20 protein-coding genes are annotated in these 20,447 nt (G+C 53.4%); 9 read left to right on the top strand and 11 right to left on the bottom strand.

Translation table 11 applies throughout. The features are described 5' to 3' along the window. Positions 1-379 precede the first annotated feature (379 nt). Positions 380-535 (bottom strand): hypothetical protein, encoded by a 156-nt coding sequence (locus tag NSU18_RS32340; RefSeq protein WP_445321840.1) that lies wholly within the window; start codon positions 533-535, stop codon positions 380-382. A 50-nt stretch (positions 536-585) separates the two neighbouring features. Further along, on the bottom strand, positions 586-2,703 hold the full coding sequence (locus NSU18_RS01360) for a glycoside hydrolase family 52 protein (protein ID WP_341147985.1): 2,118 nt from the start codon (positions 2,701-2,703) through the stop codon (positions 586-588). A gap of 174 nt (positions 2,704-2,877) precedes the next feature. Here NSU18_RS01360 and NSU18_RS01355 point away from each other — a divergent pair, with 174 nt between their 5' ends. After that, positions 2,878-3,825, top strand: a complete 948-nt coding sequence (locus NSU18_RS01355; RefSeq protein WP_341022535.1) for an AraC family transcriptional regulator — start codon at positions 2,878-2,880, stop codon at positions 3,823-3,825. A 23-nt stretch (positions 3,826-3,848) separates the two neighbouring features. On the opposite strand, the gene NSU18_RS01350 is transcribed toward NSU18_RS01355, so the two are convergent. Next, positions 3,849-4,022: a hypothetical protein gene (locus tag NSU18_RS01350; RefSeq protein ID WP_341147984.1), complete on the bottom strand. Its 174-nt coding sequence runs from the start codon at positions 4,020-4,022 to the stop codon at positions 3,849-3,851. A 564-nt stretch (positions 4,023-4,586) separates the two neighbouring features. Between NSU18_RS01350 and NSU18_RS01345 the strand changes: the two genes are divergently transcribed. Both NSU18_RS01345 and NSU18_RS01340 read left to right on the top strand, forming a co-directional pair. Further along, positions 4,587-5,339, top strand: a complete 753-nt coding sequence (locus NSU18_RS01345) for a YdcF family protein (RefSeq protein ID WP_341022539.1) — start codon at positions 4,587-4,589, stop codon at positions 5,337-5,339. A gap of 61 nt (positions 5,340-5,400) precedes the next feature. Beyond that, on the top strand, positions 5,401-6,222 hold the full coding sequence (locus tag NSU18_RS01340; RefSeq protein WP_341147983.1) for an aminoglycoside phosphotransferase family protein: 822 nt from the start codon (positions 5,401-5,403) through the stop codon (positions 6,220-6,222). Positions 6,223-6,313: 91 nt separating this feature from the next. On the opposite strand, the gene ybaK is transcribed toward NSU18_RS01340, so the two are convergent. From ybaK to NSU18_RS01320, 4 genes are all read right to left on the bottom strand, one after another. Beyond that, the gene (gene ybaK, locus NSU18_RS01335) at positions 6,314-6,784 is read right to left on the bottom strand and encodes a Cys-tRNA(Pro) deacylase (protein ID WP_341147982.1); all 471 of its coding nucleotides are present in this window, start codon (positions 6,782-6,784) and stop codon (positions 6,314-6,316) included. A 12-nt stretch (positions 6,785-6,796) separates the two neighbouring features. After that, the gene (locus tag NSU18_RS01330) at positions 6,797-7,069 is read right to left on the bottom strand and encodes a YolD-like family protein (protein WP_268748447.1); all 273 of its coding nucleotides are present in this window, start codon (positions 7,067-7,069) and stop codon (positions 6,797-6,799) included. An 85-nt stretch (positions 7,070-7,154) separates the two neighbouring features. Then, entirely contained in the window at positions 7,155-8,579 is a 1,425-nt protein-coding gene (gene aspA / locus NSU18_RS01325) for an aspartate ammonia-lyase (RefSeq protein WP_341147981.1), read from the bottom strand. 238 nt (positions 8,580-8,817) lie between these two features. Continuing rightward, positions 8,818-10,497 carry a hypothetical protein gene (locus NSU18_RS01320; RefSeq protein ID WP_341147980.1) on the bottom strand — a complete coding sequence of 560 codons (1,680 nt, stop codon included), beginning with the start codon at positions 10,495-10,497 and terminating at the stop codon, positions 8,818-8,820. Between the two features lie 190 nt (positions 10,498-10,687). Between NSU18_RS01320 and kduI the strand changes: the two genes are divergently transcribed. Genes kduI through kduD form a run of 3 tightly spaced genes read left to right on the top strand, consistent with a single transcriptional unit; the run spans position 10,688 to position 13,105 of the window. Further along, entirely contained in the window at positions 10,688-11,521 is an 834-nt protein-coding gene (gene kduI, locus NSU18_RS01315; RefSeq protein WP_341147979.1) for a 5-dehydro-4-deoxy-D-glucuronate isomerase, read from the top strand. A 34-nt stretch (positions 11,522-11,555) separates the two neighbouring features. After that, complete coding sequence (locus NSU18_RS01310; protein ID WP_341147978.1) at positions 11,556-12,311, top strand: DeoR/GlpR family DNA-binding transcription regulator; 756 nt, start codon at positions 11,556-11,558, stop codon at positions 12,309-12,311. A gap of 38 nt (positions 12,312-12,349) precedes the next feature. Next, the gene (kduD, locus tag NSU18_RS01305) at positions 12,350-13,105 is read left to right on the top strand and encodes a 2-dehydro-3-deoxy-D-gluconate 5-dehydrogenase KduD (protein WP_341022554.1); all 756 of its coding nucleotides are present in this window, start codon (positions 12,350-12,352) and stop codon (positions 13,103-13,105) included. 103 nt (positions 13,106-13,208) lie between these two features. On the opposite strand, the gene NSU18_RS01300 is transcribed toward kduD, so the two are convergent. Continuing rightward, the gene (locus NSU18_RS01300) at positions 13,209-14,633 is read right to left on the bottom strand and encodes a hypothetical protein (RefSeq protein WP_341147977.1); all 1,425 of its coding nucleotides are present in this window, start codon (positions 14,631-14,633) and stop codon (positions 13,209-13,211) included. Beyond that, positions 14,630-15,379, bottom strand: a complete 750-nt coding sequence (locus tag NSU18_RS01295; protein WP_341147976.1) for an ABC transporter ATP-binding protein — start codon at positions 15,377-15,379, stop codon at positions 14,630-14,632. The genes NSU18_RS01300 and NSU18_RS01295 overlap by 4 nt, the downstream gene beginning before the upstream one ends. A 169-nt stretch (positions 15,380-15,548) precedes the next feature. Here NSU18_RS01295 and NSU18_RS01290 point away from each other — a divergent pair, with 169 nt between their 5' ends. Continuing rightward, positions 15,549-15,770, top strand: coding sequence for a helix-turn-helix transcriptional regulator (locus tag NSU18_RS01290; RefSeq protein WP_340940141.1), 222 nt, complete (start codon positions 15,549-15,551; stop codon positions 15,768-15,770). Further along, positions 15,757-16,209 (top strand): hypothetical protein, encoded by a 453-nt coding sequence (locus NSU18_RS01285; RefSeq protein WP_341147975.1) that lies wholly within the window; start codon positions 15,757-15,759, stop codon positions 16,207-16,209. The genes NSU18_RS01290 and NSU18_RS01285 overlap by 14 nt, the downstream gene beginning before the upstream one ends. A gap of 259 nt (positions 16,210-16,468) precedes the next feature. Here NSU18_RS01285 and NSU18_RS01280 read toward each other — a convergent pair whose 3' ends face one another. Beyond that, positions 16,469-16,999, bottom strand: a complete 531-nt coding sequence (locus tag NSU18_RS01280) for a hypothetical protein (RefSeq protein WP_341022566.1) — start codon at positions 16,997-16,999, stop codon at positions 16,469-16,471. Between the two features lie 236 nt (positions 17,000-17,235). Between NSU18_RS01280 and NSU18_RS01275 the strand changes: the two genes are divergently transcribed. Next, positions 17,236-17,859, top strand: coding sequence for an NUDIX hydrolase (locus tag NSU18_RS01275; protein WP_341022568.1), 624 nt, complete (start codon positions 17,236-17,238; stop codon positions 17,857-17,859). A gap of 411 nt (positions 17,860-18,270) precedes the next feature. Here the strand turns inward: NSU18_RS01275 and NSU18_RS01270 are convergent, their stop codons facing one another. After that, positions 18,271-20,349: a beta-galactosidase gene (locus tag NSU18_RS01270; protein ID WP_341022571.1), complete on the bottom strand. Its 2,079-nt coding sequence runs from the start codon at positions 20,347-20,349 to the stop codon at positions 18,271-18,273. Between the last annotated feature and the right edge of the window lie 98 nt (positions 20,350-20,447).

Genomic DNA, 20,447 nt, shown 5'->3' with positions numbered 1-20,447 from the left:
TAGGCGTGTGGGCCCGATGTAATCGGAAAACCGATTACATTCTGCGTTGCGTAGGCGTGTGGGCTGAGTGTAATCGGAAAACCGATTACATTCGGCACTGCGCAGGCATGTGGGCCCGATGTAATCGGAAAACCGATTACATTCGGTGCTGCGCAGGCGTGTGGGCCCGATGTAATCGGAAAACCGATTACATTTGGCGCTGCGCAGGCGTGTGGGCCCGATGTAATCGGAAAACCGATTACATTTGGCGTTGCATAGGCGTGTGGGCCCGATGTAATCGGAAAACCGATTACATTTGGCGTTGCATAGGCGTGTGGGCCCGATGTAATCGGAAAACCGATTACATTCGGCGCTGCGCAGGCATGTGGGCACAGTTGTTTTATTCACATAGATAAATTTCGATTCTTTCTTTCCCTCTCCCGATATTGTTACGCTTCAACTTCATTTCTCCTACTTCACCTATTTTCTTCAAGTGAGTTCCGCCGCAGTTATACAAAAATAACAATATAAAAAAAACAAACAGCGAATCCCCCATGGAAGATTCGCTGTTTAAGTCAACACCGCCGGACATCCGGCTTCAACTACCTAAGCCCGCTGTTCCTCCAGCCACAGAATAGCCGTTACCCCGCGCGGGTAGTATTTGCTGCCGGTGATTTCGCCGGAGATAATCTGGTCGCTCCAGCTCCAGATCGAGAGCTGCGGATGCGTAAGCCAGGCGGTATGGGCCTGATCTGCTGCGCGCCCCTTCTCATCCCATTCCAGGCCGAGTATTTCTCTGGCGATGAACTGGGAGAGATAGATTTTGCTCAGCCAGCTGTTATTGCTGGTGGAGGAGATTTTCCAGCCGCCGTCCCCGAACAGGCAGACTCCCTCTACAAGCACAGCCTTCAGATGCGTGTCCAGTGCCTCGAGATATTCGCCGAACCGTCCTCCGCGCTCCAAGGCTTCTTTGCAGCCGGTGAAGTAAGGGAATACCAGGCCTTCGATGGCCGGGATAATCTTCGAATCATTGCCTTCGCCGATGACCGCCGGAATATATCCGCCTTCGGTCACACTCGCCACAATCGTAGCCGCACAAAGTTCCGCTTGCCGGCCGGCAGTCTGGGACAGCTCCGTATTGCCGTTGTCGCGGAAAATCCGCTCCATAGCCAGATAAGCAGCCCAGCATTTTCCCGCCAGATATATATTGTTGCGTGCCTGGCCCAGGGAGACATCCAGACTGTCATAGGTCGTAATCTCTGCACCGCCCATCGTCCGTGAGCTGTCGAGCGCCATCACACCGTTGCGCTTCGCCGGGTCCGGATGATCCCGGTTCAGCATGCTCTGCAGGCAGCTCTCCAGTACCGTCAGATTGCGCTCCATCCAGCTGCGGTCGCCCGTGTGCTCCACATAGGTTGCCGCAGTGAGAATCCAGTTGACCAATTGCTCGTGGGTCATATGCGAGAAGCAGCCATCAATGCCGTACAGCTCATATGAGGAATATCCCGGACGCGACACAGCGTTGGCTACTCCCATATCATGCGTGAAGCTGAGTCCGCCCGGATACTCGGCCTGGTCTCCCGGGAAGCGGACGGTGTCGACATAACTGAACCGGTCTACGAACATATCGAGCTCATTGCGGACGGTCCACGGGTTCATCTTCAGCTCGAAGAACAACTGGTCTACCGTAAGATCGAACGTGTTCATCATCCGGTATTCGCCTTCATTGACGACCCAGAACGGCTGGCCTTTGTAATCCAAGAGCTCGGTAGAGCCGTAATAGCTGCGGATGGCGTGAGCAAGCATGAAGGTCTGGTCGTCACTTAAGGCCGTTCCCTCCAGCATTCCGTTCGCTTGTTCAGCCTGCTGCTTCAGCGTGTCGAACCGGGATAACGCATATTCCGCAACAGCTTCCACATTGCTGTAATAGCGGTTATAGTAATAGCTCGCATCCATTCCTGATGTCACATAACCGGAGCGGTGGAAGCAGACCGCGAACTGGTACACCTTGCGTTCACCGGCAGGCACATCCATAATAAGCGCGCCAACCTGCCCCAGCCCGAATGTCCAGTTCTCCTCCAGCTCCGCTGCAAGAATATCCTCCATCGTAAAATGCATTGCCGCCTTAACACTTCCCTGCTTCGCGGCAATCGCCAGGAACCGGCCCTGGCCCACACCCGTCAGATCCTCCTTGCCGCCATCGAATCTTCTCAGGGCGCTATACGGGTCATTCCCCTGGAAGCCAAAGAACGCACGGCGCGAAGAGCTGCCCGCAGTATTATCGACTTCAAGCTCGACCAGCACGGCTGGCAGCAGTACTTCCTTCAGCTCTGCATCGGATGCCGTCTCCGGGTCAGGAACAGGCCGGACGGGGGACAGAATCCGGAAGGTCAGATCACCCGCCTGCCAGCTGTCGGTGGTTAGCCGGAAATCGCGAGTAATCTCGTCTTCCCCGAAGTGAAAGAGAATTTGCGGCTTATCCGGGCTAGGGTCCGGGTTCTCGATGTCGTAGCGCTTGCTCTCATCGTCGCTGCCCTGCTCATGGAAGGGCAACGTGTCATAACCGCGGCCGTCCTTGCGCGCAAGGCCGACATATATGTTCTGTCTCGGCGGTCTGCCGAGTTCGAGGTCAAAGCCGCCGGATGCTCCTTGAAATCCGAGGGTGAAGCTTGAGAATGATCCTATCGGTGAATGATGGGCATTGAAGAATTTGTTCGTTGGCATACAGTAAATACACTCCCTCCAGCTGTGTCCCGGCAGTGCCGGGCTCTAGCTCTATGTTAGCGCTACCCTCCCTTCAGGCAACAGGCGCAAAGCCGCCAATTATTTGGACAAATCAATCGGACGCAGCAGCCTATGCTATAATAGATCCATCTTTTAACAAAGAAGAGGTTGAACATGAACGTATTAGATCCCGGCACACAGCATTCCATGGACGGACGCATGTCCCCCGATGTTCAAGCCGCCTTCCATCTCTTCGCCGCCCACTGGCGCAAGGTGAACAGAGAGTGGCAATATCCGGCACACACTCACCCGATGTTCGAGATCAACATCGTTCTGCAGGGCTCGCAGCACATGGCCGTAGGCGGACAATCTTACATCCAGAAGAGCGGCGACATTCTGTTCATCCGCCCCGGTGTGCAGCACTCCAGTCTGGGCGCAGCCATAGGGGATGAGATGTCTTATTACTGCCTGCACTTCGACATTGACGATCTGGTTCTGCGCCGCTCCTTAATGACGATGGATACTGTCAGTCTGAGCGGAGACACCCCGGAGCTGAAGGCGATCCGCGCTTCCCTGGACGACATCATCCGCTCGACCATTCTTCCGGAGGCCAGCGATGCCCAGCGGGGCCGGCTGGTGATGCTGAACGCGTCACTCCAGTTCTTCACCGCCCTTACCGGCTGGGTGCTGGCTGCCCTGCCTTCCCCTGCCCGGAGCACCCTGCCGGGAGTGACGGAGAAGACCGTCGCCCTGGCGAATGCCATTGAAGGGCTGCTGCAGGAATCCGTCTTCACAGCTGCGGCATCAGGCAGCAGAGCCGGAAGCATCGAGGAGATCGCAGCCAGGCTCGGCTATAGCCCGAGCCACTGTAACCGCGCCTTCCGGCAGATCTACGGGCTGCCGCCCAGGCAGTATCTCTCCGATCTCATTATCCGCCATGCCAAGCTCCTGCTGCTGGATAATGGCCTGTCTGTAGAGAGCATCGCCTACCGGCTGGGCTACCGCGATGTGTCCCATTTCAGCAAGCAGTTCAAACGCTGGACCGGCCTGCCCCCTAAGGGCTACCGCCAGCTTACGGAGGAGCCGGGCATGACGGACGATGGGGCGCCCCTCCCCCCATAACCGCCTTCAATTCCGCTTTCACCCTATCCCGGATTATCCAGACTGAAGAGAAGACGCATATCGGCTGCGTATACCTTGGACCCCTGGGAGTAATCGGTTTTCATCAGACGGCCTGTCCGCAGCTGCTGCTCATTGTGAACGGTGAAGGGTATGTGCGCGGAGAGGAAGCTGAATTTACAGCTGTGTGTGCAGGTCATGCCGTCTTTTGGGAGCAAGGGGAATGGCATGAGACCCGGACGGAGTCAGGATTGACTGCGATTCTTATTGAAGGTGATTCACTGAACCCTGGCGCTTACATGACTCTCTAACTTGCATTGAAGAGGACTGAGATTCAGCTGGAAGATAACCGTCAGAGTGAATGGAGTTCAATCGTGAAGCGCGTTATAGCTTGCTGTTCCAAGTAGGCATTAAGTGATAGTTGCATAATGTACACGTAAAAACAGCAAAAAAGAAAGCTTACCTCTTGTAGCTGTAATTTGTACAACTAAATCTGCCCCAAAGAGTGGAAACCAGTGAAAACAGGAATTTTAATTGTACGAAATACAACTAAGGTGAGAAGAAGGAGTAAAACAGACGTTTTAGTTGTACAAAATACATTTAAACCTTCCGCCGATGAGCAGGGACAGTAGTCGGGGCGCTGCAAACCCACCGCAAGCGATTTTTCACTAATTTAATTCTGATGCTGTACTAGCTTCAAGCTGCTATGCAGACGGATTTTTGGTGAAATATCTATTATCCTATTTGTAAAAGTTGGTGACCGTATGATCTATCTCATTAAATTCGTATACAGCTTTGTCCTGCCGCCCGGGATATTCGTTCTGCTGCTGCTGGCCATGGTGGTCTGGCTGTGGAAAAATAGCCGCCGGCCTGCAATCGTGCTGCTGGCGGTCACGCTTCTGCTCTATCTGTCGATGACCTCTGCCGTCAGCGACACACTGATCGGGAGCCTGGAGCGGAAGTATCCTCAGCCTGCCGCCGCAGAGGGGGATGTGATCGTTATTCTCGGCGGCGGAGCCACCTCCGGCACCCCGGATCTGGACGGGCTGGGCAATATGTCCGGTCCGGCGGCGAACCGGCTGCTGGCGGCTGCGAGGCTGTACCGTGAGACCGGGCTGCCAATCATTTTCTCCGGGGGACAGGTATTCGCCGACAGCGGCAATGAAGCGGATATCGCCCGGCGGCAGCTCATCGGCCTCGGTATCCCCGCAGAGGACATCCTGCCGGAGAACCGCTCGCTCAATACAGAGCAGAATGCGGTCAACACAGCGAAGCTCATGCAGGAGCATGGATTAAGCCGTCCCGTTCTGGTGACCTCCGGCTTCCATATGCCGCGCAGCATGGTCCAGTTCGAGCATGCCGGACTTACGCCGCAGGCTTTTCCAGTAGACTTCCAGGCGAGCCGTCCGATGTCACTCTATGTAAGCAAATTCACTCCGTCCGCCGGAGCCGTCTCCACAACCGGGCTGGCGCTGAAGGAGTATCTGGGGCTAATAGCTGCGAAGCTGCTGCCTTGACCCCTGCAACTGGCGGCACACGGCCGTACGCTCATCAAAGAAAGCGAGGTACACTTAACCAATGAACCCGTACGATGAAGAGAAATTAACCGGCGGAAATGTAAATGAAATCATCCGCAAGGCAGACACTGTCCGCCGTCCCACCGGGAGCTGGAGCACGAGTATTCATGCACTGCTTCAGCATTTGGAGCAGCAGAATTTCGCTGGAGCCCCCCGGTTCCTGGGCGTAGATGAAGCAGAGCGCGAGATTCTATCCTTTCTTCCCGGCGAGGTTCCGGGCAACGCTTATCCTGAGCTGGAGCCGTACATGTGGTCCGAAGAGGCCCTTACGGGGCTGGCGCGCCTGTTACGCAGCTATCATGATGCAACGGAGGGTTTTGTAGCGAATAGTATACATACGGAGTGGCAGCTCCCCTATGCCGATCCTGCGGCACATGAAGTGATCTGCCATAATGACGCGGCGCTGTACAACGTGGTGTTTGAGCATCGTGTGCCTGTGGCGCTGATTGATTTTGACATGGCCGGTCCGGGCCCGCGCCTATGGGATATTGCCTATACCCTCTACACCTCGGTTCCGCTCGCCCGTTTTGCTCCTGACTATCTGACAGGCTCCACGGTACCTTACCAGGCAGACCTGCATGCGGCAGACCGGCAGCGGCGGATTGAGCTGTTTTTTGAAGCCTATGGACTCGCGGTCCCGGAAGATCTGCATGACTGGCTGACCCGGAGGCTCACGGCTATGTGCCATACGCTGAAGAAGGAGGCCGAGGCGGGCAACCCTGCATTTGTCAAAATGGTAGAGGAAGGCCATCTGGCCCACTATGAGCGCGAGCTGCAATTCATCGCTGACCATTATAGCGAATGGACTACTGCAGCTCTTTGAAAAAGAAAAAAGCAGCAATTCTCACTCATTACTGAGAGAGTTGCTGCTTTTATTTTTGCCGGTCAAGAGTGAGTTTCGCATCCCGCTTAATCTACTCTTTAACCAGCTCCGTAAAAACCGCAGACACCGCTTCAGCCAGCAGCTTCGGCTCAAGCTCCATCTGAACGCCGATCCGGCCTCCGCTGACTGCAATGACCTCAAGCTCCGCCGCACTGCTGTGAATGAACGTAGGATAGAGCTTCTTCATGCCGACAGGGGAACAGCCCCCGCGCACGTATCCCGTATGCTTCAGCAGCTCCTTCAGCGGCAGCAGCTCGATCTTCTTCACTCCGGCGGCTCTGGCGGCTCTCTTCAGATCCAGCTCCTCAGCAACCGGGATCACATAGACGTACGGCTGCGGCCCGCTGTGTGCGACCAGTGTCTTGAATACTACTTCAGGAGGCAGGCCAATCTTCTCAGCAACCGCTGTTCCGTGAATGAGCCCGTCCTCATTGTCGTAGCTATGAATGGTGTAGCTTATCTTCCTTGCATCCAGTATGCGCATGGCATTCGTTTTGTTCATCTGCCGCTCCCCTTAATCCCGGGGGTAATTGATTTGCATAATGTCCATGAACGGCACCTTAATAATCTCTTCGTTATTTCTGACATGCACTCTGCCGGTACGCGAATCCATCTCTACAATCACCCCGCGCACCTCTTCTTCCTTCCCCCAGACGGTCAGCAGAATCTCAGAATCCTCCTGCTTCGCCTCTACCAGCTGGTTGCCCAGCTCCTCAAGCACGAATTCGTCGCGGGTTGGACGTTTTGCCACTTTTGCCTTCGCCACACTTTGCCTCCAGTAAGCCATTACAGAATATAGGATCATGCCCGGTGTAAATGCTCCTGTCTATTATACCATGAGAGGAAGCCTGATTTTACACAAATCACGATTATTATTCATGATTCAAAAGCGCCGCCCCCGCGATGCCGGGATGGGTCATTTCATACGGGTCCAGAATCAGGTTCAGCTCCTCTTCGCTCAGCACATTGTACTTCAGACACAAGGCCCGCACCGATTCTCCGGTCAGAATAGCTTCCCTGGCAATCCGCGAGACGACCTCATATCCCAGATGCGGGTTCACTGCGGTAATGATGCCGACGCTTCGCTCCACCTCACGCGCAAGCTTCTCCTTATTGGCTTCGATCCCTGCCAGACAATAGTCGGTGAACACCCGGAAGGAATTGTTCATGATGCTAATCGATTGAATCAGATTGAACACCATCACCGGCTCCATCACGTTCAGCTCCAGTTGACCGGCCTGAGCGGCGAGGCAGATCGTATGATCATTGCCAATCACCTGAAAAGCCACCTGGTTAATCACCTCGGCCATCACCGGATTCACCTTGCCGGGCATGATGGATGATCCCGGCTGGCGGGCCGGCAGCGTAATTTCATTGAAACCGGAACGCGGGCCGGAGGCCATCAGGCGCAGATCATTGGCGATTTTGGACATATTCATCATGCAGACCTTCAGGGACGCTGAGACTTCGGTATAGGCATCCGTATTCTGCGTAGCATCCACCAGATGCTCCGCGCTGACCAGCGGCAGACCGCTGATCTCAGCCAGCAGCTCAACGACCCGCGTAATATACCGGGGATCGGCGTTCAGTCCGGTACCTACGGCGGTCGCGCCCATGTTCACCTCATAGAGATGGCCCCGCGTATGCTCGATCCGCTGAATATCACGCTCCAGCACCCGGCTGTACGCCTCGAATTCCTGTCCCAGACGGATCGGCACCGCATCCTGCAAGTGGGTCCGCCCCATTTTTATCACAGAATCGAATTCAGCCGCCTTCTGCAAAAACACCCCGTGCATCATCCGCATCGTGATCAGCAGCTGCTCCAGCAGCGATAGCGTGGCAATATGAATCGCCGTCGGAAACGCATCGTTCGTTGATTGCGCCATATTCACATGAGTGTTCGGACTAAGCTGCAGGTAATCCCCCTTGGCCTTGCCCAGCAGCTCCAGCGCACGGTTCGCAATCACTTCATTGGCATTCATATTCAGCGAGGTGCCCGCGCCGCCTTGAATCGGATCGACGATGAACTGCTCATCCCAGTTCCCCGCGATCACCTCGTCTGCCGCTTGCACGATGACCTCACCAAGGCCCTTATAGAGGCGGCCGATTTCCATGTTGGCGAGCGCAGCGGATTTTTTGACAATCCCCATCGCCTTGATTAATTCATGATGTACACGGTAGCCGGTAATCGGGAAATTCTCCACCGCCCGGAGGGTCTGTATCCCGTAATAGGCCTGATGCTCCACCTGCTTGCTGCCCAAAAAATCCTTCTCCAGCCGATATTCTGTCTCTGTCATCCTGCTCTCCCCCATGTCTTCAGTAGTAGATCCCCAGCTGCAAATAAGTCAACTTATTCTTTCCTTGCAGCCCTAAAGATATTACCTTCATTGCTGCTCCATGCTCAGGCCCTATGCGGGTAGCGCAAAGAACCCGGCAGCCATTACTGACCCCCGGGCTCTCTGTCATTGTAGCTTAAAATTTGAGATAGTTCCAATCTGAAAAAATCTTAATATCCCTGGGAGCGAAATCTCCCGTTTAGACCTTATAATGTTCAAATGATACCGGTTTGCCGTTAATCTGCGAAAGTATTCCCAAATGCTTATTGTCTAGGCTGAGCTGCAGGTGTTCATTCCCGCTCCAGGCCGTATACACTGCCGAGAGGCTCTCTCCCTCCGTAAATTCTGGTGCCCGCTTCATAGCGGCTGCGGCGAATTCCTCAAGCCCGTATATCCCCAGCTCTGCCGCCTGATCAGTGCTAAGCGCTTCAATCACGACACCTCCAGGCATGTTCCGGCATGTTACCTCCAGATAGGATGGCCGCTCCAGCAGTTCATAGTCCTGTGATACATAGACGGCAAAATACACATTGCCCGCGTAGCCAAACAGCGCCTTGGGCTGTCTGATCCATTCGCCTGGCGGAAGCACCCCCACGATGGCCGCATCCTCTCCTTCGGGCACCGGGAACAGTGACAGGATCGTGTTCCGGTGATACAGCACCTCCATATAAGGACTCTGGTGCCGGGGATCGCCCGGCTGATAGCCATGACCCGGATGGAAAAAGTAAAGCCGGTTCACGCCTGCCGCCGCCGGAACCGGCAGCGAGAAGGCCCAGCGCAGCTGCTCATTGTCGAATTCCTCCACCCGCTCCCACATCCCGCCTGCCGCGTAATCCTTGCAGATATAGGCGTAAGAATGCAGCGCCGGCTGGCGCTCCGGGGAACCGGGAACCACCTTCTCAGTCTTCTTGCAGACTTCTGCCGGTAACTGGCGGTTCAGCGCAGTAGAGCGCACCTCTTGCGGCGCTTCATAATAGAGGAACCCTGCGTATTCGGTACGGGGCATCTCCGCAGGGAGCGCGATATCCCCGAACTGCACATAGTCGTGCAGCACATTACCGTCTGCCGGTACATCATGCGGCCAGCCCCGGGAATGCGCGCCCGCCCACGCCCCTTGCAGATACCACTGGCTCCGCTCGGCCCACAGGAAGTCCAGCATCTCACTAAGGGTCAGCTTGACACTGCTGTCCTCTTCAAGCTCCCAGGCACAGGTGAACGCCTGCACCCAGTGCCAGAACCACGGCAGGCTGCCATACTCTGGCATGCCCTTCGCACGGATATGCGCCAGCGTGATCTCCAGGCTGTGCCGCCCGTCTTCCCTTAACAGATCATCCCCGAACAGCTGGCCGAAGATCAGCTTCGCTGCCGTATATTTCGCTTCATGGTGGCCGAAGGTCGCTACCTGCTTGCGAAAGAAGCCGCTGCGGTAGATATGTCCAATTGCCGTATGGAACGCTACGCGCAGTCCCGCGCTGAACCGGGCGGAATATCGCTTGCAGAACCAGACCATCAGGCTGCCCATGATCTCCACCGGCAGCTCATGCGGTGCAGCTTCCTGAGGCGCGGGACTTAGGCCCAGCGGCCAATGTCCATACAAGGGTGTTCCCGGCATCCGGTTCTGAAGTCTAACCGTCTCTAAAAGTACAGCTTCGGCCTTCCGCTTGGCATCCTCCCGGCTGAACGGCAGCTCCAGGTTATCCTCCACCGCAGCGGCAAATAAGTAGGAAGCATAATAGAAGTTGTTGCGTACATCATCATGGAACCAGAGCCCGCTGAACAGCAGCGGAAGGCGCTCCGCCTCCACGGCGACCGAATACATGATCTCCCGCTGGCGTATTTTATAAGAAGTCTCTTGCTGATGCTTAGGCTGGTCTGTCATATTGTTCACCCTCCAATCCAATCTCTCCAGCTCTATTGTGCACGCTTTCAGTTCAGATGGCAATCATTTCGCGGAATAAATGCACTAAAATAAACGTACTAAAAAAGATTACGCTTGATAAATGAACGTAAATGAATTAAATTGTACCTATACGAACGAAAATATGTTTTCTAAGGAGACTGAATATTCGATGGAAAGACGTTTTGCATCACATCCGAATGAAGTGAAGCAGTTTGACACTGAGCGCCTGCGCAAGGAGTTCCATATCCCGGTGATCTTTGCACCAGACGAGCTGAAGCTTGTGCTGACGCATGAAGACCGCATGATCGTTGGCGGAGCGAATCCGGTGAACGGCGAGGTGGTTCTGACTACGGACCTCAAGGAGCTTGGCGTAACTTACTTCCTGGAACGCCGTGAGCTGGGAATCATCAATGTCGGCGGCCCGGGTTCGGTGGTTGTGGACGGGACTGAATATGAGGTTGATTTCAAGGAATGCCTGTATGTGGGCCAAGGCTCGAAGGATGTTATTTTCAAGAGCGCGGACAGTGCTAAGCCGGCAAAATTCTATCTGAATTCCGCTCCGGCGCATCAGTCCTACCCGACTACGAAGACTACGCTGGCTGAATCCGAATCCGGGGCTATGGGCGGTCTGGAAAATTCCAACGAACGGACAATTCATCGCTTCATCCACACGAACGGCGTGCAGAGCGCACAGCTTGTAATGGGGATGACTCAGCTGAAGCCGGGCAGCATGTGGAACACCATGCCATCGCACACACATCCGCGCCGGATGGAAGCCTACTTCTATTTCGATCTGCCGGACGATTCCATCGTCTTCCACCTGATGGGCGAACCGACCGAGACCCGCCATATTGTCATGCACAATGAACAGGCTGTCATCTCGCCAAGCTGGTCCATTCACAGCGGTGTAGGCACACATAACTATACCTTCATATGGAGCATGGCCGGTGACAACAAGCGTTACGATGATATGGACCCCGTAGGGATGAAAGAATTACAATAGAAGCAAATCAACTACGGAAAGATGAGGCAGGCGGATGAACCCGATACGGCGGCACGAGATGATTATGGAAGTTATGCTGAACCAGAAGGATGTAACCGTGAACGAATTGAGCGACAAGCTCCAGGTCACCGGCAAAACGATCCGCGAGGACTTAAGCAAGCTGGAGGAACAAGGACTGATTATGCGCGTCCATGGCGGCGCCGTGCTGGCCCAGAGTGATCAGTTCGGCATTCTGCCCCTGCGCAATCCGCTGGATAAATACGCTGAGGAGAAGACGGAGATTGCCCGGCGTGCGCTGGCGCATATCGCTCCGGATGACATCATAGCCCTGGACGGCGGAAGCACAACGCTTGAGATTGCCCGGCGGCTGGACAATATCCCCCTTACGGTCATTACCAATGATGTCTACATCATCAGTGAGCTGGTTCCCAGAGACAACATCCGGCTGGTCGTTCCCGGCGGTTATCGTGTCCGCAATATGCTGGCCGGTCCCGAAGCGGTGTCCTATGTACAAAAGCTTAATATTCAAAAAGCCTTTCTCTCGGCCACAGCCGTTCATATTGAACATGGCCTGTCCATCTATACCGGCGATCTCATAGATTTCAAACAGGCGTTAGTCTCCACGGCCCGTCAGGTGTTCGCCGCATGCGATCATCACAAATTCGGTCAGACCGCACTGCGCACCTTCGCTTCTCTGCAAGAGGTCGATGTGCTGCTGACAGACAGCGGGCTTGCCCCGGAAACCGCCGAGCTGTTCCGCAAGGCTGGCATTAATATTGAATGCGGGTAACTATACAATTCCAATAGCTCAAAGGAGAGATTAATCATATGTCATCTTTATTCAGCTTGGCAGGCAAAACAGCAATCGTAACAGGCGCAGCGCAAGGTCTTGGACAAGGCATTGCCATCGCCTTCGCAGAAGCCGGTGCAGACGTAGTCTCCGTATCTCTTAATTCCAGTGACGAGACCGTAGCAGCCTGTGAAGCTTTTGGCGTCAAAGCACTGAGCATCTCCGCTGACCTCAGCGATCATTCCAAGCTTCAAGGCATGTTCGACGAAGCCGTTGCCTTCACCGGCAAAGTGGATATCCTCGTTAACTGTGCAGGCATGATCCGCCGCACTCCGGCCAAGGACCATAGCGAGAAGGACTGGTTCGATGTTATTAACCTCAACCAGAACACCGTCTTCCTGCTGTCGCAGATTGTCGGACGTCACTTCCTGGAACGGGGAAGCGGCAAAATCATCAACATCGCCTCCATGCTCTCCTACCAGGGCGGCATCAACGTGCCGGGCTACACAGCAAGTAAGCATGCCGTAGCCGGTCTGACCAAAGCCTTCGCCAATGAATGGGCAGGCTCGGGCCTTAACATCAATGCGATTGCTCCAGGCTACATGGCTACCGAGAACACCGCTCCAATCCGTGCGGACCAGAGCCGCTCCGACTCCATCCTTGACCGTATTCCGGCCGGACGCTGGGGAACTGCCGAAGATGTGAAGGGCCCTGCCGTATTCCTGGCCTCCGCCGCTTCCGACTACCTGAACGGCCACATTCTGAATGTGGATGGCGGCTGGTTGGCCAGATAAGGAACGACAAATAGAAACGGGGGCCGTCCTTACAGAGACGGCCCCCGTACAAAGAACCCCCGGTTGCTTCTCAGGAAGCATGGCCGGGGGTTTTGTATGTTCCTTATAGTCTGCTCATGAGCTGAGGACGGGTTATGTTGTCCGATATTCTTTTTAGACAGATCAGATTGCCAATTACAAGAATCACGAGATAGATTATGGCCCCCACTAGCATGTCCGGAACCAAGTATATAATCACTAATACCGGAAACACAAACACAACCGAAAGAAAGCTTGTCACATACAAGCCCTGACGCGGAGTTCTGAGCCGCAAAGAAAGAATAGCCGCTATGAACATCATAGCGATGGATGAGAGCAGACTAACGGGAAACAGCAGGATAAGCTGCGCAGCCGTATAGCCTTGGATAGAGACAAGCTCAGGACTGATCATCGCTGCAATACTTACGCCCGCCAATGTCAGCAGGGATGAGAGCGTTAGCATGACCGCCGTTACAAGCACTGGAATCATACATTTAGCCAGAAATACCGGCCGGATCTGCAGAGGAGTAGACAATAAGGCTTCCCCCGTCTTATATACTTTTTCACCGCCTATGGAATACGCTATTAAGTTAGTCGGCACTCTCGGGATCATTAGCACGGTTAGCAGTACGGCATAGTTGAGGTCAAACTTTCCCGTAAAATACAGCAGCAGGCACACCATAGCAACCGGCGAGAAGCACAGAAATCCAAAGCTCAGGAGCATTCTTTTCAAGGTCATTAGCATCTTCCATTCCAATCTCAACACTATGCCAAACTGAGATCCCGGGAGAGCTAATGACATACGCTGCTGATGCCCTCTCTCCGGCTTCTGGATGGCTATCGGCTGGAACAAATCCGGCTGCTTCATCCTCCTGATCTTCGCCGCGAACACCGATATAACCCAAAGGTAAATCAATGTACAGATACAACTTACAATCAGCGCCGATAACAAGTCCGCAGTTCCTATAACTGACAGACAGATGACCAGGAGAAAGCTCAGAGGATAAGCCATTATCGACACCCTATGGTTGGCAGCCCGTAGATCCCCTGATCTGGAGGAAACATACACCCCGCCCATGCATATTGAACTATAATTCAATGCAGCTACAATCATCATGCACATCCATTGCCAAGGAATCAACGCTGCTCCGCCGCCGGCAAGATAGCTCGTTAACGCAGAGCAGAGGACGGTTATAGTGAAGTAGCCCAGCGCAAATAAGAAGCAGAATTCAAACTTCCTCCAAAGTATACTTTTCCCATGGATGGGACTGGAGAGGAGTGTCTCCAAAGTTCGGTGCTCCCGTTCTCCCGCGACGCTGTCAGATAACATGGGTCTCAGTAAGATTGCCGTAAGTAATGCTGCGGTGGTTAAGGAGACTTCTACCCCATGCATGTACAACGGAAGGATTATACCAGTAATGCCTATGGACAGGCCGTAAAAGAAGAGCATCCCTTTTTCACTTGTAAACTCTGCGCACTGCATACGAAAAACGGGATAAGATCTGTTCATCGGTCTCCCCCCTGCTCTATCTCCATGTATAGCTTCTCAAGACTGAATTGTCCGTTCTCCATGTAATGCTCGCTGTCCCGGAGCGCTAAGATGGAATCGGTAAAAATACTCCGCCCGTGCCTCAGAATCGTGATTCTATCGCACAGCTTTTGGACCTCTTCCAGGTGATGCGTGGTCATAATGATGGTGGTCCCCTCATTCTTTGCCAGCCGCAATAACATCTTCCTTAGATCGGTTGTATTGACAGGGTCAAGCCCATTCGTCGGCTCATCCAGGATCAGAAGGCGCGGTTTATGCAGTATGGCCCGGATCAGGGCAACCTTTTTCTTCATGCCGGTAGACAAGCCCTTAATCATCGTTCGTTTCTTCTCATGCAGTTCAAATGTCCGCAGCAGCTCGTCAATACGGCTACTAGATTCTACACGGCTCATACCATAAATATCAGCGTAATACATCAGGTTATCCCAGACGGTCAAAGACTCGTACAGCCCTGTATCTTCAGATAAAACGCCACATAGCCCGCGCACGCTATGCCCCTCCTGTATAGGATTCCGCCCAAAAACATTGACCTCCCCGCCGTCAGGCTCCAGCAAACCAAGCAGCAGGCGAAGCGTTGTGGTCTTTCCCGCTCCATTATGCCCCAGCAGTGCGTAAACCTCGCCCTCCGCAATACTCAGATCCAGCCCGTTTACGGCAGCGACATCGCCAAAGGACTTTCTGACCCCTTCGAACCGTATATTCTCCATGCTTCCCACACCATCCTTTAGGTTAACATATGTATAGCTTACTGCACATATTTAGTGTAGTCAACTATACATAAATGGTATAGTGAACTTGACTAAGCTTGTATCTGTGCAACATAATAACAGAAGAGTTGAGGCGCAGAAGCATTACTTCAGGGGAGGTGGCCGATTAGTGAAGACAAGAATACGCGAGCTGCGAAAAGAGCGGCGGATTTCCCAAGAGGAGTTGGCTAAAGCACTGCGCGTCACACGCCACACCATCACTTCCATTGAGAATGAAAAGTACATCGCCTCCCTCCCGCTTGCCTATAAAATTTCAAAATTTTTCGGTTTGCCGATCGAGGATATTTTTGATTTTTCAGATGTGGAGGAGATCGACTATGAAGTCTTTTGAACAGGAGCTGCGGCGGCGGATCGTTATCAATTCCTTCTACGCGGCAGGTATGGGGATAACCGTTATTGTGGCGTTTATACTCAAAGCTTTCGTGTGGGACAGGCTCGACATGCTGGACAGCTGGGATATAGGGATTCTCGCCGGTTTATTGTCCGGTTCGTGGATTTCTGCCGCTCTCCGTATGACCAGGCTCCGCAAGGTGCTTAAAGACCCTGAATTGTTAGAAGCGTTACATATTGCCGAACAAGATGAACGAAACCGGATGATCGCCTTAAAAACGGGCAGGGCTGCTATACGTCTTTTCCTTCTTGTATTGTCTCTTTCCGCTGTCGTCGCCTCTTTGATTAACCAAACCGTGTTCTTAACGATTGCTGTTACCTTGGTTACACTTCTGTTGTTATACCTTCTGTTATCGGCATACTACTCCCGGAAAATTTAACACTTATTGGGTACTGGAGGCGAACTGTATGGACGAAGAGTTATTAGCTACATTTGATGAACAAGGAAATCGTACGGGGACGGCTCCTTCAGATTCCACCTCACGATGGACACCCTTGCCTTCAGCTAACGGTAGGCGCTCGCAAGCCCCGTTCGAGGCTTTTCACCCTAAAGATAACGCCCCTGCTGGGTGTACCCTTAACCCCCGGATGCTTTATTAGCTCCCGGGGGTTTTTTGTACGTCTGAATGTATGGGTTGGTTAAGCTTGTTCGTTACTGAAGACCACGAATTCTTCGGGCCTCTCTCGGATATAATCCGCTATGATCTGCAGACTGCTTGCTGTAATCTGCTGATACCGGGTGTAGAGTCCGCTTACCGCTGTTTGAAGCTCACTATCTGCGTTCAGGTCCGGGATCGCTGCCTCGCCCCAGCCTCTTCCTAACCGCCGATTCCTCGCTGCGAATATCTCCTTAGACTCTTCCAGAAGCTGAATCAGCGCAGAGTCTCCAAAAAACTGCAGTCCCTCGAGCACCCCGTCCCAATACCCTGGCTGATCCAACAGATAGCAGATCCAGCCATAGTATTCTTCAGCAGAGTTAGAACTATGGCCATACAGAATCCGGAACATACAGAGTGCCTTCTGTCCTCTTCCAAGATGCGAGAATGCCTCATTCTTCACCTCCGGAGATTGTGCGCGGATCTGCTGGAAGGTCGGCTCCATACAGGCCCAGCCGAGCCGCTCGGCGCTTAGGGAATCGAAAATAATACGGTCCATCGTTACCAGCTTCAATAATGTTCCTCCTCAATTGTTATACATATAGGACAGGAATCCGGCCAGAGCGAAGCCGAAACCACAGCCTTCATGGCGCCTCCCGTTCATCCATCAAGCGCTCTAGGGTTCTATCCTCAAATCTACTGGATATTATTATTTTTCCTTATTTATGGTAAGCTGTTTATAAATTATCGTCAACTCCTGCGAGGTATTGTGCGCGGGATCAATCGGCATTTTGTGAAGGAGCAACTATTATGGTCCAGGAAATATTGACTACCTTTGATGAGCATGGCAATAGAACCGGGACTGCTCCCCGGGACGAGGTTCACCGCCAGGGCCTCTGGCATGAGACCTTCCACTGCTGGTTTGTCCGTAAGGATGAGAGCGGGCTGATGATCTGCCTCCAGCTACGCAGTCAGCAAAAGAAAGATTATGCCGGTCTGCTCGACATCACCGCTGCCGGACATCTGCTGGCGGAGGAGACGGCTTTGGACGGTATCCGCGAGGTGCAGGAGGAGCTGGGGCTTGCGATAGCTTTTGACGAGCTGCAGCCGCTTGGGGTCATCCCTTACCAGATGGATTCTGCCGGATTCTTGGACCGTGAACGGGCGCATGTATATGTCTATGAGAGCCGCTATGCACTCAGTGCATTCACTCCACAGCTGGAAGAAGTGGCAGGCATCGTAGAGGCCCGCTTCGCTGACTTCCGCAGCTTCATCTCGGGAGCAGACAACAAGCTTCATGTGCAAGGCTTCCAGATTAACGGGAACGGTGAACGAACGGACATCGATGAACTGGTGGACTTCACGCGCTTTGTGCCGCATGAGCGTGAATATTTTAGGCGGGTGATTGAGGGGATTGAGCGGTTGTACGGTTAAAGCTGAAATTTTGCTTCCTGATCATCCGACTCCTTTATAGCAGATGGATTTTGTACATTTAATTGATATAGAGTAAGCCGATTTTTGGAATTAGGTGGATAAACAGCATCTAATTCGTTCCCTTTAGCTATTTGAGGCGATAGGAGAGGGATTAAATGTACTTTTTCCAATTAAATTCCTGATATTAGCTAAACGAGAAAAAGTAAGTGCTCTTTTTCCAACTATGTCCCACTCGCCGGAACAATACCGAGATGAAGCGCCTTAGGCAGATGTAGAGCCACAACCTAAGGCAGCTGCACAACCAGAACCTAAACTAAAAGGCAGAACCCCATCGGGGCTCTGCCTTCTTTTGTAACTCAATGTGTATTTACCTGATACATGTAACTATATTAAGCGATTTAGACGCTTCACTTATGCTTTAGCCGCTGCACGCTTCAGAATTGCAAGTCCGTTCACTGCCAGCTTCAACTCGGCCGGAGCTGCTGCGCCGGATTCTACATCAGTGTAGGCTTGTCCGTCCAGCGTCACTACTTGCTCGGAGCCGCTGAAATTCTGCACGAATACATACTCATGCTCGCCGTCGGAACGCAGTTGGGCGGTTACTCCGGTCGGAAGCTCAGCGTTCAGGGTGCGGCTGATCCGCTCTTTTCCGGTAATTGCAGCGTACAGATCCACATAGAACTGCGCGTCCTTCACACGTGTTGCCAGATGATAGGCCTTACCTGCTCCCAGCTTGTTCACAGTGAGTGCAGGACGTCCGGCGTAGAAGTCGCTGCGGTAATGACCCAGCGCCTCAGCGCCTTCCAGGTGAATCAGCTCGGCGATCTCATGTGCATCGTATTCCCCGCTCAGCTTCAAGCTGTTGCCGGGGTCAAGCACCAGACCGTTCAGGTCGCGGCTGTGCAGGCCTTCTGTCTCTTCGGCCCAAATGCCCAGTGTTCTGCGCAGCGGTCCCGGGAAGCCGCCCAGGTGACACAGATCGGTCTCGCCGACCACTCCCGACCAATAGGTAGCCAGGAAGGTTCCGCCCTGCTCAACGTATTTCTCAATCCGCTTCCCGTTCTCTTCGCTGATCAGATACAGCATTGGAGCAATCACCAGCTTATAGCCGGACAGGTCATCGCCTGAGCCTACCACATCTACCGGAATTCCCAGTTCCCACAGTCCCCGGTAATGCTGAAGCACCGTCTCTTCATATTTCAGGCCGGAATTGCGGATACCTTGGGCATCCTTCACCGCCCAGCGGTTATCCCAGTCGAACAGAATGGCCGTCTCAGCAGGAGTTGTAGTACCTACAACTTCCTCCAGTCCCGCCAGGGTACGGCCCACCTCAGCTACATCCTTGAAGACACGGGTCTCCGTATGTCCGCTATGGTCGATCACTGCACCGTGGAATTTCTCACTGGAGCCGCGGCTTTTGCGCCACTGGAAATATTGTACGGAATCAGAACCATGCGCAACTGCCTGGAGTGAGGACAGCTTGTGCATGCCCGGACGCTTCAGCTTGCTGACAATCTGCCAGTTCGTGAGGGAAGGCGTGCTTTCCATGAGCAGGAACGGCTTCTTTTTGAAGCTGCGGTACATGTCATGATGCATCGCTGTCCAGGCGGCCAAGCGGGCGTCATCATCGTCCTCGGTATATCCCCAATCCGGGTAAGCATCCCAAGATACCACATCAAGGATCTTAGCCATATTGCGGTAGTCCACGCCGTCAATCATGTGCATGTTGGTAGTCACCGGCAGGTCAGGGTTGAAGCCGCGCACCGCATCAATCTCATGCTGGCAGAAGTTGATTGTCTGATCGCTTACGAACCGGCGCCAGTCCAGGTTAAGCCCATGAACCTGTGTCTCACCATGCGGAGCAGGGGATTCGATCTGTTCCCATGAAGTATACGTATGGCTCCAGAAGGTAGCCCACCAAGCGTGATTCACCTCATCCAGATCATTATTGTATTTCGCCTTAAGCCAGTCTCTGAAGGCATCCTGACAGTAATTACAGTGACATTCGCCGCCGAATTCATTAGAGATATGCCAGCCGATCACTGCCGGATGATGCGCGTAACGCTCAGCCAGCTTGGAGTTGATCAGCGCTGTTTTTTCACGGTAGACCGGTGAAGTGAAGCAGTGATTATGACGGACGCCGTGCAGGTTGCGCACCCGGTTCCGTTCCACCCGCAGCACTTCAGGATACTTCTCGGACATCCATGCCGGACGCGCACCGCTCGGAGTCGCCAGGAAGGCGTAAATTCCATTCTCGGCAAAACGGTCCAGGAGCTGATCCATCCACTCAAAGTTAAATACCCCTTCTTCGCGCTCCAGCGATACCCAGGAGAAAATTCCGACAGACATGACATTGCAGCCTGCCAGCTTCATCATGCGGATATCTTCTTCCAGCACCCCCGGATATTTCAGCCATTGCTCGGGATTATAGTCGGCACCGTGAAGCATTACAGGAGCCTTGCTGCTGATTGCAGGAACTTTGCTGCTCATATGATTTCATCCTCTCGTTTATGTGTGATAGCAGATGTCAGGATGGGACTTTTCTCGGATACAATTTCTTCTGTAGTGCTGTCCCTCTTGCTTGTATC

The organism is Paenibacillus sp. FSL H8-0048, from assembly GCF_038002825.1.
Lineage (GTDB): Bacteria > Bacillota > Bacilli > Paenibacillales > Paenibacillaceae > Paenibacillus_AQ.
The sequence above is the reverse complement of the archived record's forward strand: the minus strand, read 5'-3'. Positions and strand labels throughout refer to the sequence as shown.